Raw genomic sequence first — 16293 nt, 5'->3', positions numbered from 1 at the left:
CCCCTCCCGGCACACCGGCGGCCGGTCTCGCGGCGATCCTGCCAGGGGCGTCTCCGGAGAGCACCGGGACGGCCACGCACAGGGACGCGGCACCCCCGGTTCCGGTCACCGCGACGCCCTGCCCAGTTCATCTTCCGTTCACCATGGTTACCTACGTTCGTCCAGCCAATGACCTCGAACGATTGCCTGGGTAAATGGAAAGCTTCTCGCTGATCCTCGCGATTGTGGTGGTAACCGCACTCGCGTTTGATTTCACGAACGGTTTCCACGACACCGCGAACGCGATGGCAACGACCATTTCGACCGGTGCGCTCAAGCCCAAGGTGGCGGTGGCGATGTCCGCCGTCCTCAACCTTGTAGGCGCCTTCCTCTCCGTGGAGGTCGCCAACACGATCTCCAAGGGTCTCGTCGACGAGACCGGCATCCGTCCCGAGGTCATCTTCGCCGCCCTGGTCGGCGCGATCCTCTGGAACCTGCTGACCTGGCTGGTCGGCCTCCCGTCCAGCTCCTCGCACGCCCTGATGGGCGGTCTGATCGGTGCCGCGGTCGCCTCGGCCGGCGTCGGCGCCGTCAACGGCGACGCGCTCGTCACCAAGGTGCTGATCCCCGCGATCGCCGCCCCGATCGTCGCGGGCGTCGCGGCGCTGCTGGGCGCGCGGCTGACCTACCGGCTCGGCCGCCGCGCCGACGGCAAGGCCGCCGCGAAGGGCTACCGCGCCGGGCAGATCGCCTCCGCCGGGCTGGTCTCGCTGGCGCACGGCACCAACGACGCGCAGAAGACGATGGGCATCATCACCCTGGCCCTGGTGGCCGGCGGCTCGCTCGCCCCCGACTCGGACCCGCCCCTGTGGGTCATCCTCTCCGCGGGCGTCGCCATCGCGCTCGGCACCTACCTCGGCGGCTGGCGCATCATCCGCACCATGGGCAAGGGCCTGACCGACCTCCAGCCGCAGCAGGGCTTCGCCGCCCAGACCAGCGCCGCGACGGTCATCCTGGCCTCCTCGCACCTCGGCTTCTCCCTCTCCACCACGCACTCGGTCTCCGGTGCCGTGATGGGCGCGGGCCTCGGCCGCAAGGGCGGCGTGGTGCGCTGGTCCACGGCCACCCGGATGTTCGTCGCCTGGGGTCTGACGCTGCCGGCCGCGGCGCTGGTCGCCGCGATCGCCGAGTGGGTCTGCCGCATGGGCGACTGGGGCACGGCAGTCGTCGCGGTCTTCCTGGTCGCCTCCAGCGCCGCCATCTGGAAGATCTCCCGGCGCGAGGTCGTCGACCACACCAACGTCGTCGACCCGCACGAGGCCGAGCCCGTCGGCGTGGTCACCACGGCCATGGCCGCCGTCTCCCCGCCCCCGACCGGCCCGGCCGACCTGACGGCCGACGTCCCGGCCGACCCGTCCGAGGCCAAGGCCCACTCGGCCGCCACCACCGTCTGAGCCCGCCTCCCGGGTACGAAGGAAGCGAACCCCCATGAGCATCGACTGGGCAGCACTGGGCTCCGTCTTCGGCGTCAGCCTCGTGGCCACCGTGGCCCTGGTGGGCCTGTTCACCCTCGGCATCGCCGGCCTCTCCCGCCAGGAGCGGGCCACCGCGGCGGGCGGCTCCGCGGCCCTCGCGGTCACCGGCGCGTACGCGTGCTTCGCGGCCTGCGCCGCGGCGGTGGCGTACGGGATCTACCTGATCGTCGCCTGACCCACCACGCACCCCTGGGGCGGGGCGCGCGACGGACTCGGACCGTCGTGCGCCCCGCCTCTTCGCGCGCCGGCGCGTCCGGCCCTCGTGTGGGCCTCCGCACACTCCCCCGCCGCAGGTCAACGCCAGGTTGACGGGCCTTCTCGGACCGTGGTGGACTTCCGGGGCCATTGACGGCGGCAGGAGAGGAAGCCCGGTGCGATTCCGGCGCGGTCCCGCCACTGTGACCGGGGGTCAGGCCCCCGGCAGCCAGGAACTCTCACCGCCGGACTCTTCGAACCAGGGCGTGGACACCCTGAGTGAGGACGCGACGCGATGCCCGGCTGCCGACCGACGTTCCGTACCTGGTGCTCCTCCGACCCCGTGACCGGCTGAACCCGTGCGTGCCGGACGCGTCTTCGCGTACGGCGCCGCCGGCGGCCTGCTCGGTGACGTCCTCCTCGGCGACCCCCGCCGCGGGCATCCGGTCGCCGCGTTCGGCCGCGCCGCCGGTGCCGTGGAACGGGTGCTGTGGCGTGACCACCGGGGCCGGGGCGCGCTGCACACCCTCGTGTGCGCCGGAGGCGCCACCGCCCTGGGCGCGGCCGCGGCGCACGCCGTACGCCGCTCCCCCGCCGCCTCGGTCGCGCTGACCGGCGCGGCCACCTGGGCCGTGGTCGGCGGTACGTCGCTCGCGCGCGAGGCCCTGGCCGTCGGCCGGGCGCTGGAGGCCGGGGACGTCGAGGCGGCCCGGGCGCGGCTGCCGCACCTGTGCGGCCGTGACCCGCAGGCGCTGGACGCGGACGGGATCGCGCGTGCGGTCGTGGAGTCGGTCGCCGAGAACACCTCGGACGCGGTGGTCGGGGCCCTGGTGTGGGGTGCCGTCGGCGGAGTGCCGGGACTGCTCGGCTTCCGGGCGGTGAACACCCTGGACGCCATGGTCGGCCACAAGTCGCCCCGGTACCGGCGCTACGGCTGGGCCTCGGCCCGCCTCGACGACCTCGCGGGCTGGCCGGGCGCCCGGCTGACCGCCCTGCTGGCCGCGGCGGCCGGCGGCGATCCGCGGGGCGCCGTGCGGGCCTGGCGCGCGGACGCCGGGCGGCATCCGAGCCCCAACGCCGGTCCCGTGGAGGCCTCGTTCGCGGGCGCCCTGGGCGTGCGCCTGGGCGGGACGCTCTCCTACGGCGGGCGGGTCGAGCACCGGCCCGTGCTCAACGGGGCGGCGGGCCGCGCGGTCCGGGCCGGCTCCGGCGACATCGAACGGGCCGCGCGGCTCTCCCGGCGCGTGGGCGGGCTGGCGCTGGTCGTGTGCGCGGGCGCGCGGCTGCTGGTGTGCGCGGCCGTGAGGAAGGGACGTACGTCATGAACGGTGGGCTCCTCGTCGCGGGCACCACCTCCGACGCGGGCAAGAGCGTCGTCACCGCCGGCATCTGCCGCTGGCTGGTGCGCCAGGGCGTGAAGGTCGCGCCCTTCAAGGCGCAGAACATGTCGCTCAACTCCTTCGTGACGCGCGAGGGCGCCGAGATCGGGCGGGCGCAGGCCATGCAGGCCCAGGCCTGCCGGGTGGAGCCGACCGCGCTGATGAACCCGGTGCTGCTGAAGCCGGGCGGCGAGCGCAGCAGCCAGGTGGTGCTGCTCGGCAAACCCGTCGGCGAGATGACCGCCCGCGGCTACCACGGCGGGCGCCAGGAGCGGCTGCTGGGCACGGTGCTCGACTCGCTGGCCGAGCTGCGCGGCGCCTACGACGCGGTGATCTGCGAGGGCGCGGGCAGCCCGGCCGAGATCAACCTGCGCCGCACCGACATCGTGAACATGGGGATCGCGCGGGGTGCCGGGCTGCCCGTGCTGATCGTCGGCGACATCGACCGCGGCGGCGTCTTCGCCTCCTTCTTCGGCACGGTGGCGCTGCTCGCGCCCGAGGACCAGGCGCTGGTCGCCGGATTCCTCGTCAACAAGTTCCGCGGCGACGTCTCCCTCCTGGAGCCCGGCCTCGACATGCTGCACGGGCTGACCGGGCGGCGGACGTACGGGGTGCTGCCCTTCCGGCACGGGCTGGGCATCGACGAGGAGGACGGGCTGCGGGTGTCGCTGCGCGGCACGGTGCGGGAGTCGGTGGTCGCGCCGCCGGTGGGTGAGGACGTGCTGCGGGTGGCGGTCTGCGCGGTCCCCCTGATGTCCAACTTCACCGACGTGGACGCGCTGGCCGCCGAACCGGGCGTCGTCGTGCGGTTCGTGGACCGGCCCGAGGAACTGGCCGACGCCGACCTCGTGATCGTGCCGGGCACGCGCGGGACGGTCCGGGCGCTGGAGTGGCTGCGGGAGCGGGGGCTGGCGGACGGCATCGCGCGCCGGGTGGCCGAGGGCCGGCCCGTACTCGGCGTGTGCGGCGGGTTCCAGCTCCTCGGCGAGCACATCGAGGACGACGTCGAGTCGCGCGCCGGGCACGTCGAAGGGCTCGGACTGCTGCCCGTACGGGTCCGGTTCGCCCGCGAGAAGACCCTGACGCGGCCGGTGGGCGAGGCGCTCGGCGAGCGCGTGGAGGGTTACGAGATCCACCACGGGGTCGCCGAGGTCCTGGGTGGGGCCCCCTTCCTGGACGGCTGCCGGGTCGGCCAGACCTGGGGCACGCACTGGCACGGCTCGCTGGAGTCGGACGGCTTCAGACGGGCGTTCCTGCGCGAGGTGGCCGCCGCCGCGGGCCGCCGGTTCGTGCCGGCCCCGGACACCTCGTTCGCAGCGCTGCGCGAGGAGCAGCTGGACCGGCTCGGCGACCTGATCGAACAGCACGCGGACACCGACGCGCTGTGGCGGCTCATCGAGTCCGGCGCACCGTCCGGGCTGCCCTTCGTGCCACCGGGGGCGCCCGCATGAGCCCGCGGCGACCCGAACGCGACGTACCCGACCAGCGTGACGCACGCGACGTGGAGGACGACCACCAGTGACCAGTACCCCGTTCCCGTTCACGGCCGTCGTCGGCCAGGACGACCTGCGCCTCGCGCTGCTGCTGAACGCCGTCTCCCCGGCGGTCGGCGGCGTGCTGGTGCGCGGCGAGAAGGGCACCGCCAAGTCGACGGCCGTGCGCGCCCTCTCGGCGCTGCTGCCGCCCGTCGCGGTGGTCCCGGGCTGCCGCTTCTCCTGCTCCCCGGGGTCGCCCGACCCGGGCTGCCCCGACGGTCCGCACGAGCCCGGGACGGCCACCGAGCGTCCCTCGCGGATGGTCGAGCTGCCCGTCGGCGCCTCCGAGGACCGGCTGGTCGGCGCCCTCGACATCGAGCGGGCGCTCGCCGAGGGCGTCAAGGCCTTCGAGCCGGGCCTGCTCGCCGACGCCCACCGCGGGATCCTGTACGTCGACGAGGTCAACCTCCTCCACGACCACCTGGTCGACCTGCTGCTGGACGCCGCCGCGATGGGCGCCTCGTACGTGGAGCGCGAGGGCGTGTCCGTGCGGCACGCCTCGAAGTTCCTGCTGGTCGGCACCATGAACCCGGAAGAGGGCGAGCTGCGGCCGCAGTTGCTCGACCGGTTCGGGCTGACGGTGGAGGTCGCCGCCTCGCGCGAGCCCGACCAGCGGGTGGAGGTCGTACGGCGCAGGCTCGCCCACGACGACGACCCGGCCGGCTTCGCCGCGCGCTGGGCCGACGAGGAGGCCGACGTGCGGGCGCGGATCGTCGCGGCCCGTGAGCTGCTGCCGTCCGTGGTCCTGGGCGACGCGGCGCTGCGCCAGATCGCGGCGACCTGTGCGGCCTTCGAGGTGGACGGCATGCGCGCCGACATCGTGATGGCCCGCACGGCGACCGCGCTGGCGGCCTGGGCCGGGCGGACCGACGTGCTCGCCGAGGACGTCCGCCAGGCGGCGCTGCTGGCGCTGCCGCACCGGCGGCGGCGCAACCCCTTCGACGCGCCGGGGCTCGACGAGGACAAGCTCGACGAGACCCTGGACGAGTTCGGCGACCGGGGCGACGACGACCCCGACCCGGATCCGGACCCCGGTCCCGACGGCCCCGGGGGCGGCGGTGGACGGCCGCCCGAGCAGGGCCCCGAGGACGGCGCCGGCGACGCGGGAGCCCCGCCCGAGGACGGGCCCGGGGAGCAGCCGCCGCCCGCTCCGGCCGCGGGAGGGGCCGGGGAGCGGTCCGCCGTACGGGCCGCCGAGCCGTTCCGGACCAAGGTACTGAGCGTGCCCGGACTCGGCGAGGGGACCGCGGGGCGGCGCTCCCGGGCCCGGACCGAGCACGGGCGGACCACCGGCGCCCGCCGGCCGCGTGGCGCGCTGACCAAGCTGCACCTGGCGGCGACCGTTCAGGCGGCGGCTCCGCACCAGCGCGAGCGCGGCCGGACCGGACGCGGTCTGGTGGTACGCCGGGACGACCTGCGGCAGGCGACCCGCGAGGGGCGGGAGGGCAACCTCGTGCTGTTCGTCGTGGACGCCTCCGGGTCGATGGCGGCCCGGCAGCGGATGAGCGCCGTCAAGGGAGCCGTGCTGTCGCTGCTCCTGGACGCCTACCAGCGGCGGGACAAGGTGGGGCTGGTGACCTTCCGCGGTTCGGCCGCCGAGGTGGCGCTGCCGCCGACCTCGTCGGTGGACGCGGCGGCGGTCCGGCTGGAGTCGCTGCCGACGGGCGGGCGCACGCCGCTGGCGGCCGGGCTGCTCAGGGCGCACGAGGTGCTGCGGGTGGAGCGGCTGCGGGACCCGGCCCGGCGGGCGCTGGTCGTGGTGGTGACCGACGGGCGGGCCACCGGGGGTGTCGAACCGGTGGCGCAGGCGGGACGCGCGGCGCGGCTGTTCGCGGCCGAGGGCACCGCCTCGGTGGTCGTGGACTGCGAGTCGGGTCCGATCCGGCTGGGACTGGCCGGACGGCTGGCGGGCGAGCTGGGCGGCACGGCGGTGACCCTCGACGAGTTGCGGGCCGACTCGATCGCGGGACTGGTCAAGGACGTACGTGAGACGGGATCAAGGAGGGCCGCGTAGTGCCCAAGGGACAGCCGAGTGTCGTACCGGACGACGGACTGACGACCCGGCAGCGGCGCAACCGGCCGCTGGTGTTCGTGCACACCGGGATCGGGAAGGGCAAGTCGACCGCCGCCTTCGGGCTGGCGCTGCGGGCCTGGAACCAGGGGTGGCCCGTCGGGGTGTTCCAGTTCGTCAAGTCGGCCAAGTGGAAGGTCGGCGAGGAGAACGCCCTGCGGGTGCTGGGCGCCTCCGGCGAGGGCGGCACCGTCGACTGGCACAAGATGGGCGAGGGCTGGTCCTGGGTCCAGCGCGACCAGCAGCAGGACAACGAGGAGAAGGCCCGCGAGGGCTGGGAGCAGGTCAAGCGCGACCTGGCCGCCGAGACGTACAAGCTGTACGTACTGGACGAGTTCGCCTACCCGCTGCACTGGGGGTGGATCGACACCGACGAGGTGGTCTCCGTGCTGCGCGACCGGCCCGGCACCCAGCACGTCGTGATCACCGGGCGGAACGCGCCGGAGAAGCTGGTGGACTTCGCGGACCTGGTCACCGACATGTCGAAGGTCAAGCACCCGATGGACACCGGCCAGAAGGGGCAGAGGGGCATCGAGTGGTGACGGCCTCCGCCCCGGCCTCCGTCCCCCGGCTGGTCGTGGCCGCTCCCTCCTCGGGCAGCGGCAAGACCACCGTGGCCACCGGCCTCATGGCCGCGCTCACCGCGCGGGGGCTCGCCGTCTCCCCGCACAAGGTCGGGCCCGACTACATCGACCCCGGCTACCACGCGCTCGCCACCGGGCGCACGGGACGCAACCTCGACGCCTACCTGTGCGGGCCCGAGCTGGTGGAGCCGCTGTTCCTGCACGGTTCGCGGGGCTGCGACATCGCCGTGATCGAGGGCGTGATGGGGCTGTACGACGGGGCGGCCGGGGAGGGCGAACTGGCCTCCACGGCGCACGTCGCCAAGCTGCTGCGGGCGCCCGTGGTGCTCGTCGTGGACGCGTCGGCGCAGTCGCGGTCCGTGGCGGCGCTGGTGCACGGGTTCGTGTCCTTCGACCCGGACGTGCGGGTGGCGGGCGTGATCCTCAACAAGGTGGGCTCCGACCGGCACGAGGTGATGCTGCGGGAGGCGCTGGACGCCGTGGGGGTGCCGGTGCTGGGGGCGCTGCGGCGGGCCGCGCCGGTGGAGACGCCGTCGCGGCACCTTGGTCTGGTGCCGGTCGCCGAGCGGGGTTCGGCCGCGGTGGAGGCGGTCTCGGCGATGGCCGCGCTGGTCGCCGACGGGTGCGACCTGGAGGGGCTGGTCGCGCTGGCCCGCGGGGCGGGGACGCTGTCCGGGGCGGCTTGGGACGCGGCTGAGGTGCTTGCGTCCCCGACCCCGCGGCCCCTTCCCGTCCCGAGCCCGGGGGCCGCGCTCCCGGACCCCCGCGTTCGGCCCGAACGGCCCCGTCCGCACACGCCGGACGGGCTGGAGAAGGTCCGGGTCGCCGTCGCGGGCGGAGCCGCGTTCACCTTCTCCTACGCCGAGCACGCCGAGCTGCTCGCCGCCGCGGGGGCCGAGGTGGCCGTCTTTGATCCGCTGCGCGACGAGGAGCTGCCGGAGGGGACGCGGGGTCTGGTGATCGGGGGCGGCTTCCCCGAGGTGTACGTCTCCGAGCTGTCGGCCAACGAGGGGCTGCGCAAGTCGGTCGCCGAACTGGCGCTCGGGGGCGCGCCCGTGGCGGCCGAGTGCGCGGGTCTGCTGTATCTGGGCCGGGAGCTGGACGGGCTGCCCATGTGCGGGGTGCTGGACACGTCCGCGCGGATGTCCAGGCGGCTGACCCTCGGGTACCGGGACTGCGTGGCGCTGACCGACAGTCCGCTGGCGGTCGCGGGCACGCGGATGCGGGGGCACGAGTTCCACCGGACCGTCGTGGAGCCGGGGGCCGGCGCGGCGCCTGCGTGGGGGATGCGGACGCCTCAGCGGCGTGTCGAGGGGTTCGTCGAGGGTGGCGTGCACGCGAGTTACCTGCACACGCACTGGGCGGCACAGCCGTCGGTCGCCCGGCGGTTCGTCGAGAGCTGCGGGACGCCGTGACGGGCGCCGGCTCACTCGGCGATGCCGACCACCAGCCAGATGAAGGCCGCCCCGGCGACCGTGCACAGCAGGGTCGAGCGGGCCGGGTGCTCGTGGTGGGCCTCGGGCAGGATCTCGGCCGCGGCGAGGTAGAGCAGGACGCCGCCGAACAGGCCGAGGTAGGCACCGAGCGCGCCCTCGGGGATGGTGAAGAGCAGGGTGGAGGCGGCGCCGGCGACGGGGGCCACGGCGTCGGCGACCAGCATCGCGATGGCGCGGCGGCGGGCGTTTCCGTAGAGGCTGGTCAGTGTGTAGGTGTTGAAGCCGTCGGCGAAGTCGTGGGCGATCACCGCCATCGCCACCGCCGCGCCCATGCCGCCGCCCACCTGGAAGGCGGCGCCGATCGCCACGCCGTCCATCGCGCTGTGCCCCACCATGGCGGCGGCGGCCGTGAGGCCCACCTGGGGCGAGCGCTGTCCGTGCTCGTCGGCGCCGTGCGCGGCGCGGCGGGCGGCCAGCAGCCGTTCCACCAGGTGCGCGAGGAGGAACCCGGTGACGAAGAGCAGCAGCGCCTCGGGCACCCCGAACACCTCGTCGCCGGCCGCCTCCAGGGCCTCCGGCAGCAGGTCGAGGCCGACGACGCCCAGCATCAGGCCGCCGGCCAGCCCCAGGACCAGGTGGCGCCGGTCGGTCACGCGCTGTGCCGTCCAGCCGCCGGCCAGCGTCATCAGGAACGCGCCGAGCGCGACGAAGACCGCCATGGCCCCTTGCTATCCGATCGGGGCGCGTTCACGCGCGCACGACAGCGGCAAGGGCGGTAAATATGCGCAGCGGACGCGGGGAAGGGACGGATTCCGGGCCCGGCCGGGCGACGCGGCACGTGCCGTCGGTCGTCGTCGGGGTCGGCGCCTCCCGGGGTGTGTCCGTCGAGGAGGTGCTCGCGCTGGTGGCGGGGGCGCTGGACGAGGCGGGGCTGGACGCCGCGTCGGTCGTGGAGCTGGCGACCGTGGACACGAAGGGGGCGGAGCCCGGGGTCGTGGGCGCCGCGCGGCGGCTGGGCGTACCGCTGGTGACCCGCACCGCGGCGGAGCTGGCGGCGGTGGCGGTGCCCCACCCGTCCGGTGCCGTGCTCGCGGCGGTCGGGACCGCGTCGGTGGCCGAGGCGGCGGCGCTGGCGGGCGGCGGGGTCCTCCTCGTGCCCAAGCGCAGATCGGCGGCGCGTCCGGCACGGGCGACGTGTGCGGTGGCACGGCGGCCGGCCGGCGGGGCGGCGGACCCGGGCGCCGGGCCGGAGACAGGGGTGCGGCACCATCACCCCCATGGACACGCACACTCCCATGCCCACTGAGCCGGGAATCCCGGGCCACGACCTGCGGCACCACGGGGACGCCGAGGTGCGTGACGACGGTTCGGCGCTGGTGGACCTCGCGGTGAACGTCCGCGCGGACACTCCCCCGGTGTGGCTGCGCGAGCACATCGCCGCCTCGCTGGGCTCGCTGGCCGCCTACCCGGACGGGCGGGCGGCGCGGGCGGCGGTGGCGGCGCGGCACGGGCTGCCGGTGGAGCGGGTGCTGCTGACGGCGGGGGCGGCGGAGGCGTTCGTGCTGCTGGCGCGGGCCCTGAAGGTGCGGTGGCCGGTGGTGGTGCACCCCCAGTTCACGGAGCCGGAGGCGGCGCTGCGGGACGCGGGGCACTCGGTGGGCCGGGTGCTGCTGCGGGCGGCGGACGGCTTCCGGCTGGATCCGGCGGCGGTCCCGGAGGAGGCCGACCTGGTGGTGGTCGGCAACCCGACCAACCCGACGTCGGTCCTGCACCCGGCGGACGTGCTCGCGCGGCTGGCCCGGCCCGGGCGGACGCTGGTGGTGGACGAGGCGTTCATGGACGCGGTGCCGGGCGAGCGGGAGGCACTGGCCGGGCGTACGGACGTACCCGGACTGGTCGTGCTGCGCAGCCTCACCAAGACGTGGGGGCTCGCGGGGCTGCGCATCGGATACGTCCTGGCGGCCCCGGAGACGGTGGCCGAGCTGGAGCGCGCGCAGCCCCTGTGGCCGGTGTCGACGCCCGCGCTGGCGGCCGCCGAGGCGTGTGTGGCGCCGCGGGCCCTGGCGGAGGCGGCCCACGCCGCGCACCGCGTCGCCGCGGACCGGGCCCATCTGGTCGCCGGGCTGGGCGAGTTCGCCGGGGCCGGGCTGCGGGTCGCCGGACCCGCCGAGGGCCCCTTCGTCCTCGTCCGCCTCCCGGACGCGGACGCGGTGCGCCGGCGACTGCGGAGGCTGGGCTTCGCGGTGCGGCGCGGCGACACGTTTCCCGGCCTGGACGAGGAGTGGCTGCGTCTCGCGGTGCGGGACCGGGGCACGTCGGACGCGTTCCTGCGGGCGCTGGGGCGGGCGACGGCGGAGGCATCCTGACCCACGGCCGCGGACGGCGGCGGAGGCTTCCTTACCCAAGGCCGCGGGCGGCGGACGGACCGAGGACCCCGCCTCGCGGGCCCGAGCCGCAAGCCGGACGGACCGAGGTCCCCACCTCACGGCCCGACCCGCAAGCCCCGACGGACCGAGGCCCTCACCTCGCGGGCCCGGCCCGCGCCCACGCCGCCCGGCTCGCGTTACGCCCCTGGCGCCCCCGTCCGGCCTACGCCCCCGCCGGCCCGGCCGGCCCCGCCGCGACCGGCAGCACGCACCCCCGGCGTGCCCTGGTCACCGGCCCCCGAGGCGCACACCCGTCACGCGCGGCCTACGCCCCCCCCAGCCCGGCCGCTTTCGTCCCGACCGGGAGCACACCCCCCAGCACAGGGCCCCAGCGAGCGGGACGGACGGGACGGCGCGGCGCACGCCCCTCCGCCCCTACCAGTTCCGTCCCAGCCTGGGGCACGCCCCCCCAGCGCGCCCCGGGCACGTGGCCGCAGCAACCGGGACGCGCGCCCCCCTCGCACGCGACCTTCCCCCTACCGGCCGGTTCCGTCCCCGCCGGGAGCACGCACGCCCCCCGACATGCCCGCCTCACCCCGGCGCACGGAACCGCTCACCCGGCTGCCCAGACCCCCCACGGGGCGCACGCCCCCCACACCCCCCGCGTACGCCCCGCCCGTTCCCCCGCTCGTCAGCCGCGTCCGCGGCGTGCCAGGACCAGGGCTCCGCCGCCCGCCAGCACCAGGGCCGCGGCGCCGGCCGCGATGTACGGGGTCGCGGAGCTGCCGCCCGTCTCGGCCAGGTCGGCCTCGGCGCGGGCGCCCTGGGGCTTGGTGTCGGCCGCCGGTTCGGCCGCGGGTTCGGCGTCCTCGCCGGCCGGGGGCTCCTCGGCCTTCACCGGGGGCTGCTCGGCCTCGTCCGCGGGGGCCGGGGGCGCCTCGCAGGTCGCCTTCGCCAGGGTGACGGTGCCGTGGACCTCGGCGACGTTCAGGTCGAGCGGGTTGACGGACACCGTCAGTTCGAGCGCGGTGGCGGCGGCCGTGCGGGAGGTGGTCTCGGTCTTCGACAGGTCGAGCCGCACCTCGCCCACGCCGGGGACCTTCACGTCCGTCGTCCCGGCCGTGGTCAGCGTGACCTTCTTGCCGAGGACCGTCACGGCACCCAGGAGGTTGGCCTTCGCGGCCGGCTTCTTCCCGGCCTCGCAGGTCGCCGTGGAGGTGACCTCCTGAATCTCGATCAGCGACAGCAGCGGCAGCCCGGGGACGTGGAGCCTGGCGCCCACGAGCTTGGTGCTGCCCTCGCTCCCGGCGGCCTCCGCGGTCGCTCTGGCCTCGGCCACGTCGGCGCGCAGGACGCTGAAGGGCCTGCCGCGGTCGACGCCGTCCAGCCGGGCGGACAGCGCGGTCTTCTCGGCGCTCTCGGGGGCCTGCACCTCGTTGAGGGTGACCGCGAGCGGGACGTTCACGGTCTTGTTGAGCAGGGAGACGTCGAGCCCGGTGCGCAGCACGGTGGCGCTCGCGCGGCCGTGGTCACCGGTCGCGTGGGCGGCGCCCGCGCCGGCCAGGGCCGCGGGACCGGCGGCCAGGGCCGTGGCCGCCGCGACGGTGGCGAGACGGCGTGCGGGCATGCGGAAGGTGTTGCCGTTCAAGGTGGTGGGACCCCCAGTGAGACATGCGTGCGGGACACGCATGAGCGACATGCTTGGGACCCGGAAAGAATGTCCCGGCGCACGCCCAACCGTCAGCGATCCAGGGTCACTTCACCCCTTCGGGGAGTTTTGGCGAACCTTTTCGATTCCTCCGGGCACGAGTGTTCGCCGCCGTCACTCCCGTCGGCTAACCGACGACCCGCCCGTTCAGCACCACCCGGCGCGGAGCGGCGAGCACGCGCACGTCGGCGCGCGGATCCTGGTCGTACACCACGAGGTCCGCCGGCGCTCCCTCGTCCAGGCCGGGACGGCCCAGCCAGGCGCGCGCGGCCCAGGTGGTCGCGGCGAGGGCCTCGACGGGCGGGATGCCGGCGGTGACCAGCTCGGCGACCTCCGCGGCGGCGAGGCCGTGGGACAGGGCGCCGCCGGCGTCGGTGCCGACGAAGACCGGGACCCCGGCGTCGTAGGCGCTCCGCACGGTGTCGTAGCGGCGTTCGTGCAGCCGGCGCATGTGGGCCGACCAGCGCGGGAAGCGGGACTCGCCGCCGTCGGCGAGGGCGGGGAAGGTGGCGATGTTGACGAGGGTCGGCACGATGGCGACGCCGCGCTCGGCGAAGAGCGGGATCGTGTCGTCCGTGAGGCCGGTGGCGTGCTCGACGCAGTCGATGCCGGCCTCGACCAGGTCGCGCAGGGAGTCCTCGGCGAAGCAGTGCGCGGTGACGCGGGTGCCCAGCCGGTGGGCCTCGGCGATCGCCGCCTCGACGGCGCCGCGCGGCCAGCAGGCGGACAGGTCGCCGAGGTCGCGGTCGATCCAGTCGCCGACCAGCTTCACCCAGCCGTCGCCGCGCCGGGCCTCCTGGGCGACGTAGGCGACGAGGTCCTCCGGCTCGACCTCCCAGGCGTAGTTGCGGATGTAGCGGCGGGTGCGGGCGATGTGCCGGCCCGCCCGGATGATCTTCGGCAGGTCCTCGCGGTCGTCGATCCAGCGGGTGTCGGACGGGGAGCCCGCGTCGCGGATGAGGAGGGTGCCCGCCTCCCGGTCGGTCAGCGCCTGCTTCTCGGCCACGTCGTCGGGCACGGCGCCGTGCTGGTCGAGGCCGACGTGGCAGTGCGCGTCGACCAGACCGGGCACCGCCCAGCCCTCGACGGTGCGTACGTCGCAGGCGCCGGCGGGGCGGTCGTAGGAGACCCGGCCGTCGATCACCCACAGCTCGTCGCGGACCTCGTCCGGCCCGACGAGCACCCGACCCCTGACGTGCAGCACCGCGCGATCGCTCATGCCCGCACCTTAGACCGGGCCCCGGGGGTGACCGGAAGGCCGGTCACCGGGGCGAGCCCGCGCCGCCGTCGGAGGGCATCTCGGCGCCGGCGACGCGCAGCAGACGTCACCACGGCGATCACGACGAGCAGCACAAGTACCACGAACACAGGGCGAGTTCATCAGCCCGGAGGCACCCGCCGCTGTAGCGGAAGCCACAATTCCGGGCGTGGGGGTGTCGCAACGGATGGACTCGGTGCCGAGTGCGGGGAGAGGTCATGGTTACTCTCGACTCGTACGTTCCGTACACCTGCCCGTACTGAAGAGAGCCCGACGTGACCCACCCGCTCCTGGACCTCCCGCCACTGACCGCCGGTCGCTTCGCCGCGATCGAGGACCGGGTCGCGCGGCTGCTCGGCACCGCGCAGGACGTCGTGGTCATGCAGGGCGAGGCGCTGCTGCCGCTGGAGGGCGCGATCCGCGCCGCCGCGGGTCCGGGGACCGTGGCGCTCAACATCGTCACCGGCCCGTACGGACAGACGTTCGGGAACTGGCTGCGGGACTGCGGCGCGACCGTGCACGACCTCGCCGTGCCGTTCCACACGGCCGTCACCGCCGAGCAGGTGCGCCGGGCCTTCGCCGAGCACTCCGCGATCGACTTCGTGTCCCTGGTGCACGCCGAGGCGGCGACGGGCAACACCAACCCGGTCGCGGAGATCGGCGAGGCCGTCCGGGAGCAGGGCGCGCTGTTCTACCTGGACGCCGTGGCCTCCGTGGGCGCCGAGCCGGTGCTGCCGGACGCGTGGGGCGTGGACCTGTGCGTGATCGGCGCCCAGAAGGCGATGGGCGGTCCGGCCGGCGTCTCGGCGGTGTCGGTGAGCGAGCGCGCGTGGGCCCGCATGGCGGCGAACCCCGGGGCGCCGCGGCGCTCGTACCTCTCGCTGCTGGACTGGAAGGAGCGCTGGATCGACGGCGGCCGCAAGGCCCTGCTGCACGCGCCCGCCCAGCTGGAGATGCTCGCGCTGGAGGCCTGCGTGGAGCGCATCGAGGCGGAGGGCGCCGGGACGGTGATGGCGCGGCACGCGGCGGCCGCGGCGGCCACCCGGGCCGGCGCTCTCGCCCTGGGGACCCTGGAGCCGTACGTGTACGAGGCGAAGGACGCGGCGCCGGTCGCCACGACCCTGCGCACGCCGCCGGACGTCGACGCCTCCGCGCTGGTGGCCCGCGCCCTGGCGGCCGTCCCCGCGCTGCCGCTGGCCGCCGGCGGGGGCGCACTGGCCGCCGAGATGATCCGGGTCAACCACTACGGTCCCGACGCGACGCTCACGGCCGTGCAGGACTGCCTGACGGCACTGGGTGCCGCGCTGACGGAGACGGGACGCAAGACCGATCCGGAGGGCGCCCGGCGGGCCGCCGGGGACGCCTGGGAGCGACCGGGCGGCGCCGGCCTTTCCGGAGCATGAATTCAAGGGAATTCCCTTATCCCGCACTTACGCAATAGTGGAATTCCCGTCCAGTACAGGATCCCATATTCTTCTGCCCGCTTTCTCTTGACCTAAACACAAAGATTCCGCGAAGGTCGAGCTACGCATTTCGGACACGTCTCGCATGGGTTACGAGATTGTGACCCGATACACATGCTGTCCGCTTCGCGAGGTATGTGACGGTCAAATCATCACAAGTTGCCGTCTGCTCGCGCGGAGGTACGCGCCCGCGTGATAACACACGAGGCATCGATCCGTAACCCCGTCCGGCGATGCAATTTTTAAATTCCCTCGGTAATTTCAATTGCATGACTGCCGCGCAAGCAGACCTGCAAATCGATCGTCCGAGAGTGGCCGACGGCGCCGCCCTGTGGCGGATAGCCCGGGATTCCAAGGTCCTCGACCTGAACTCGTCCTACAGCTACCTGCTGTGGTGCCGGGACTTCGCCGCCACCTCGGCGGTCGCTCGTGACGGGCACGGGGTGCCGGTCGGCTTCATCACCGGCTACAACCGGCCCGACCGGCCGGACACGCTGCTGGTGTGGCAGGTCGCCGTGGACGAGGCGTACCGTGGACGAAGGCTCGCGGCATCCCTGCTGGACGGGCTGGTCGCCCGCACTGTCGCGGAGTGCGCGACGACGACCGTGGAGACCACCATCTCCCCCGACAACACCGCGTCCCAGCGGTTGTTCACCTCGTTCGCCGAGCGGCACGGTGCCCGGCTGGAGCGCGAGGTGCTGTTCGACACGGACGTCTTCCCGGACGGGCCGCACGAGCCCGAGGTCCTGTACCGCATCGGTCCCCTGACCGCGGCCGGCTGACC

At 75.0% G+C, this 16293-nt stretch carries 13 protein-coding genes, 1 pseudogene and 1 riboswitch; of the genes and pseudogenes, 11 read left to right on the top strand and 3 right to left on the bottom strand.

Features of this window, described 5'->3' with window-relative positions; all coding sequences use genetic code 11:
- Positions 1-194 precede the first annotated feature (194 nt).
- From IE108_RS30140 to IE108_RS30110, 7 genes are all read left to right on the top strand, one after another.
- Positions 195-1433 (top strand): inorganic phosphate transporter, encoded by a 1239-nt coding sequence (locus IE108_RS30140; protein WP_064727213.1) that lies wholly within the window; start codon positions 195-197, stop codon positions 1431-1433.
- Positions 1434-1467: 34 nt separating this feature from the next.
- Complete coding sequence (locus tag IE108_RS30135; RefSeq protein WP_064727214.1) at positions 1468-1689, top strand: hypothetical protein; 222 nt, start codon at positions 1468-1470, stop codon at positions 1687-1689.
- A gap of 137 nt (positions 1690-1826) precedes the next feature.
- Positions 1827-1967, top strand: a riboswitch (cobalamin riboswitch).
- 101 nt (positions 1968-2068) lie between these two features.
- Positions 2069-3034: a cobalamin biosynthesis protein gene (locus IE108_RS30130; protein ID WP_064727215.1), complete on the top strand. Its 966-nt coding sequence runs from the start codon at positions 2069-2071 to the stop codon at positions 3032-3034.
- Positions 3031-4539, top strand: coding sequence for a cobyric acid synthase (locus tag IE108_RS30125; protein WP_064727216.1), 1509 nt, complete (start codon positions 3031-3033; stop codon positions 4537-4539). The genes IE108_RS30130 and IE108_RS30125 overlap by 4 nt, the downstream gene beginning before the upstream one ends.
- 67 nt (positions 4540-4606) lie before the next feature.
- A complete protein-coding gene (locus tag IE108_RS30120; protein WP_064727217.1) occupies positions 4607-6637 on the top strand; it encodes a putative cobaltochelatase in 2031 nt (676 codons plus the stop codon).
- A complete protein-coding gene (cobO, locus tag IE108_RS30115; RefSeq protein ID WP_064727218.1) occupies positions 6637-7236 on the top strand; it encodes a cob(I)yrinic acid a,c-diamide adenosyltransferase in 600 nt (199 codons plus the stop codon). The genes IE108_RS30120 and cobO overlap by 1 nt, the downstream gene beginning before the upstream one ends.
- Positions 7230-8693 carry a cobyrinic acid a,c-diamide synthase CobB gene (locus IE108_RS30110; protein ID WP_064727219.1) on the top strand — a complete coding sequence of 488 codons (1464 nt, stop codon included), beginning with the start codon at positions 7230-7232 and terminating at the stop codon, positions 8691-8693. The genes cobO and IE108_RS30110 overlap by 7 nt, the downstream gene beginning before the upstream one ends.
- A gap of 11 nt (positions 8694-8704) precedes the next feature.
- On the opposite strand, the gene IE108_RS30105 is transcribed toward IE108_RS30110, so the two are convergent.
- Complete coding sequence (locus IE108_RS30105; protein ID WP_064727220.1) at positions 8705-9433, bottom strand: ZIP family metal transporter; 729 nt, start codon at positions 9431-9433, stop codon at positions 8705-8707.
- Positions 9434-9522: 89 nt separating this feature from the next.
- Between IE108_RS30105 and IE108_RS30100 the strand changes: the two are divergent.
- Both IE108_RS30100 and cobC read left to right on the top strand, forming a co-directional pair.
- Positions 9523-9963, top strand: a pseudogene (locus IE108_RS30100) (cobalamin biosynthesis protein); the annotation flags it as partial.
- A 28-nt stretch (positions 9964-9991) separates the two neighbouring features.
- The gene (cobC, locus tag IE108_RS30095; RefSeq protein WP_229852524.1) at positions 9992-11080 is read left to right on the top strand and encodes an Rv2231c family histidinol phosphate aminotransferase CobC; all 1089 of its coding nucleotides are present in this window, start codon (positions 9992-9994) and stop codon (positions 11078-11080) included.
- A 691-nt stretch (positions 11081-11771) separates the two neighbouring features.
- Here cobC and IE108_RS30090 read toward each other — a convergent pair.
- Together IE108_RS30090 and IE108_RS30085 are read right to left on the bottom strand one after the other, a co-directional pair.
- Positions 11772-12728 carry an SCO1860 family LAETG-anchored protein gene (locus IE108_RS30090; protein WP_064727223.1) on the bottom strand — a complete coding sequence of 319 codons (957 nt, stop codon included), beginning with the start codon at positions 12726-12728 and terminating at the stop codon, positions 11772-11774.
- 187 nt (positions 12729-12915) lie between these two features.
- Positions 12916-14007: an amidohydrolase family protein gene (locus tag IE108_RS30085; RefSeq protein ID WP_064727224.1), complete on the bottom strand. Its 1092-nt coding sequence runs from the start codon at positions 14005-14007 to the stop codon at positions 12916-12918.
- A 314-nt stretch (positions 14008-14321) separates the two neighbouring features.
- Between IE108_RS30085 and IE108_RS30080 the strand changes: the two genes are divergently transcribed.
- Both IE108_RS30080 and ectA read left to right on the top strand, forming a co-directional pair.
- Entirely contained in the window at positions 14322-15449 is a 1128-nt protein-coding gene (locus IE108_RS30080) for an aminotransferase class V-fold PLP-dependent enzyme (protein ID WP_064727225.1), read from the top strand.
- 329 nt (positions 15450-15778) lie between these two features.
- The gene (gene ectA, locus IE108_RS30075; protein WP_064727226.1) at positions 15779-16291 is read left to right on the top strand and encodes a diaminobutyrate acetyltransferase; all 513 of its coding nucleotides are present in this window, start codon (positions 15779-15781) and stop codon (positions 16289-16291) included.
- Positions 16292-16293 lie beyond the last annotated feature (2 nt).

This window comes from Streptomyces parvulus, assembly GCF_014648855.1.
In the GTDB taxonomy this organism is placed as follows: Bacteria; Actinomycetota; Actinomycetes; order Streptomycetales; family Streptomycetaceae; genus Streptomyces; species Streptomyces parvulus.
The sequence above is the reverse complement of the archived record's forward strand: the minus strand, read 5'-3'. Positions and strand labels throughout refer to the sequence as shown.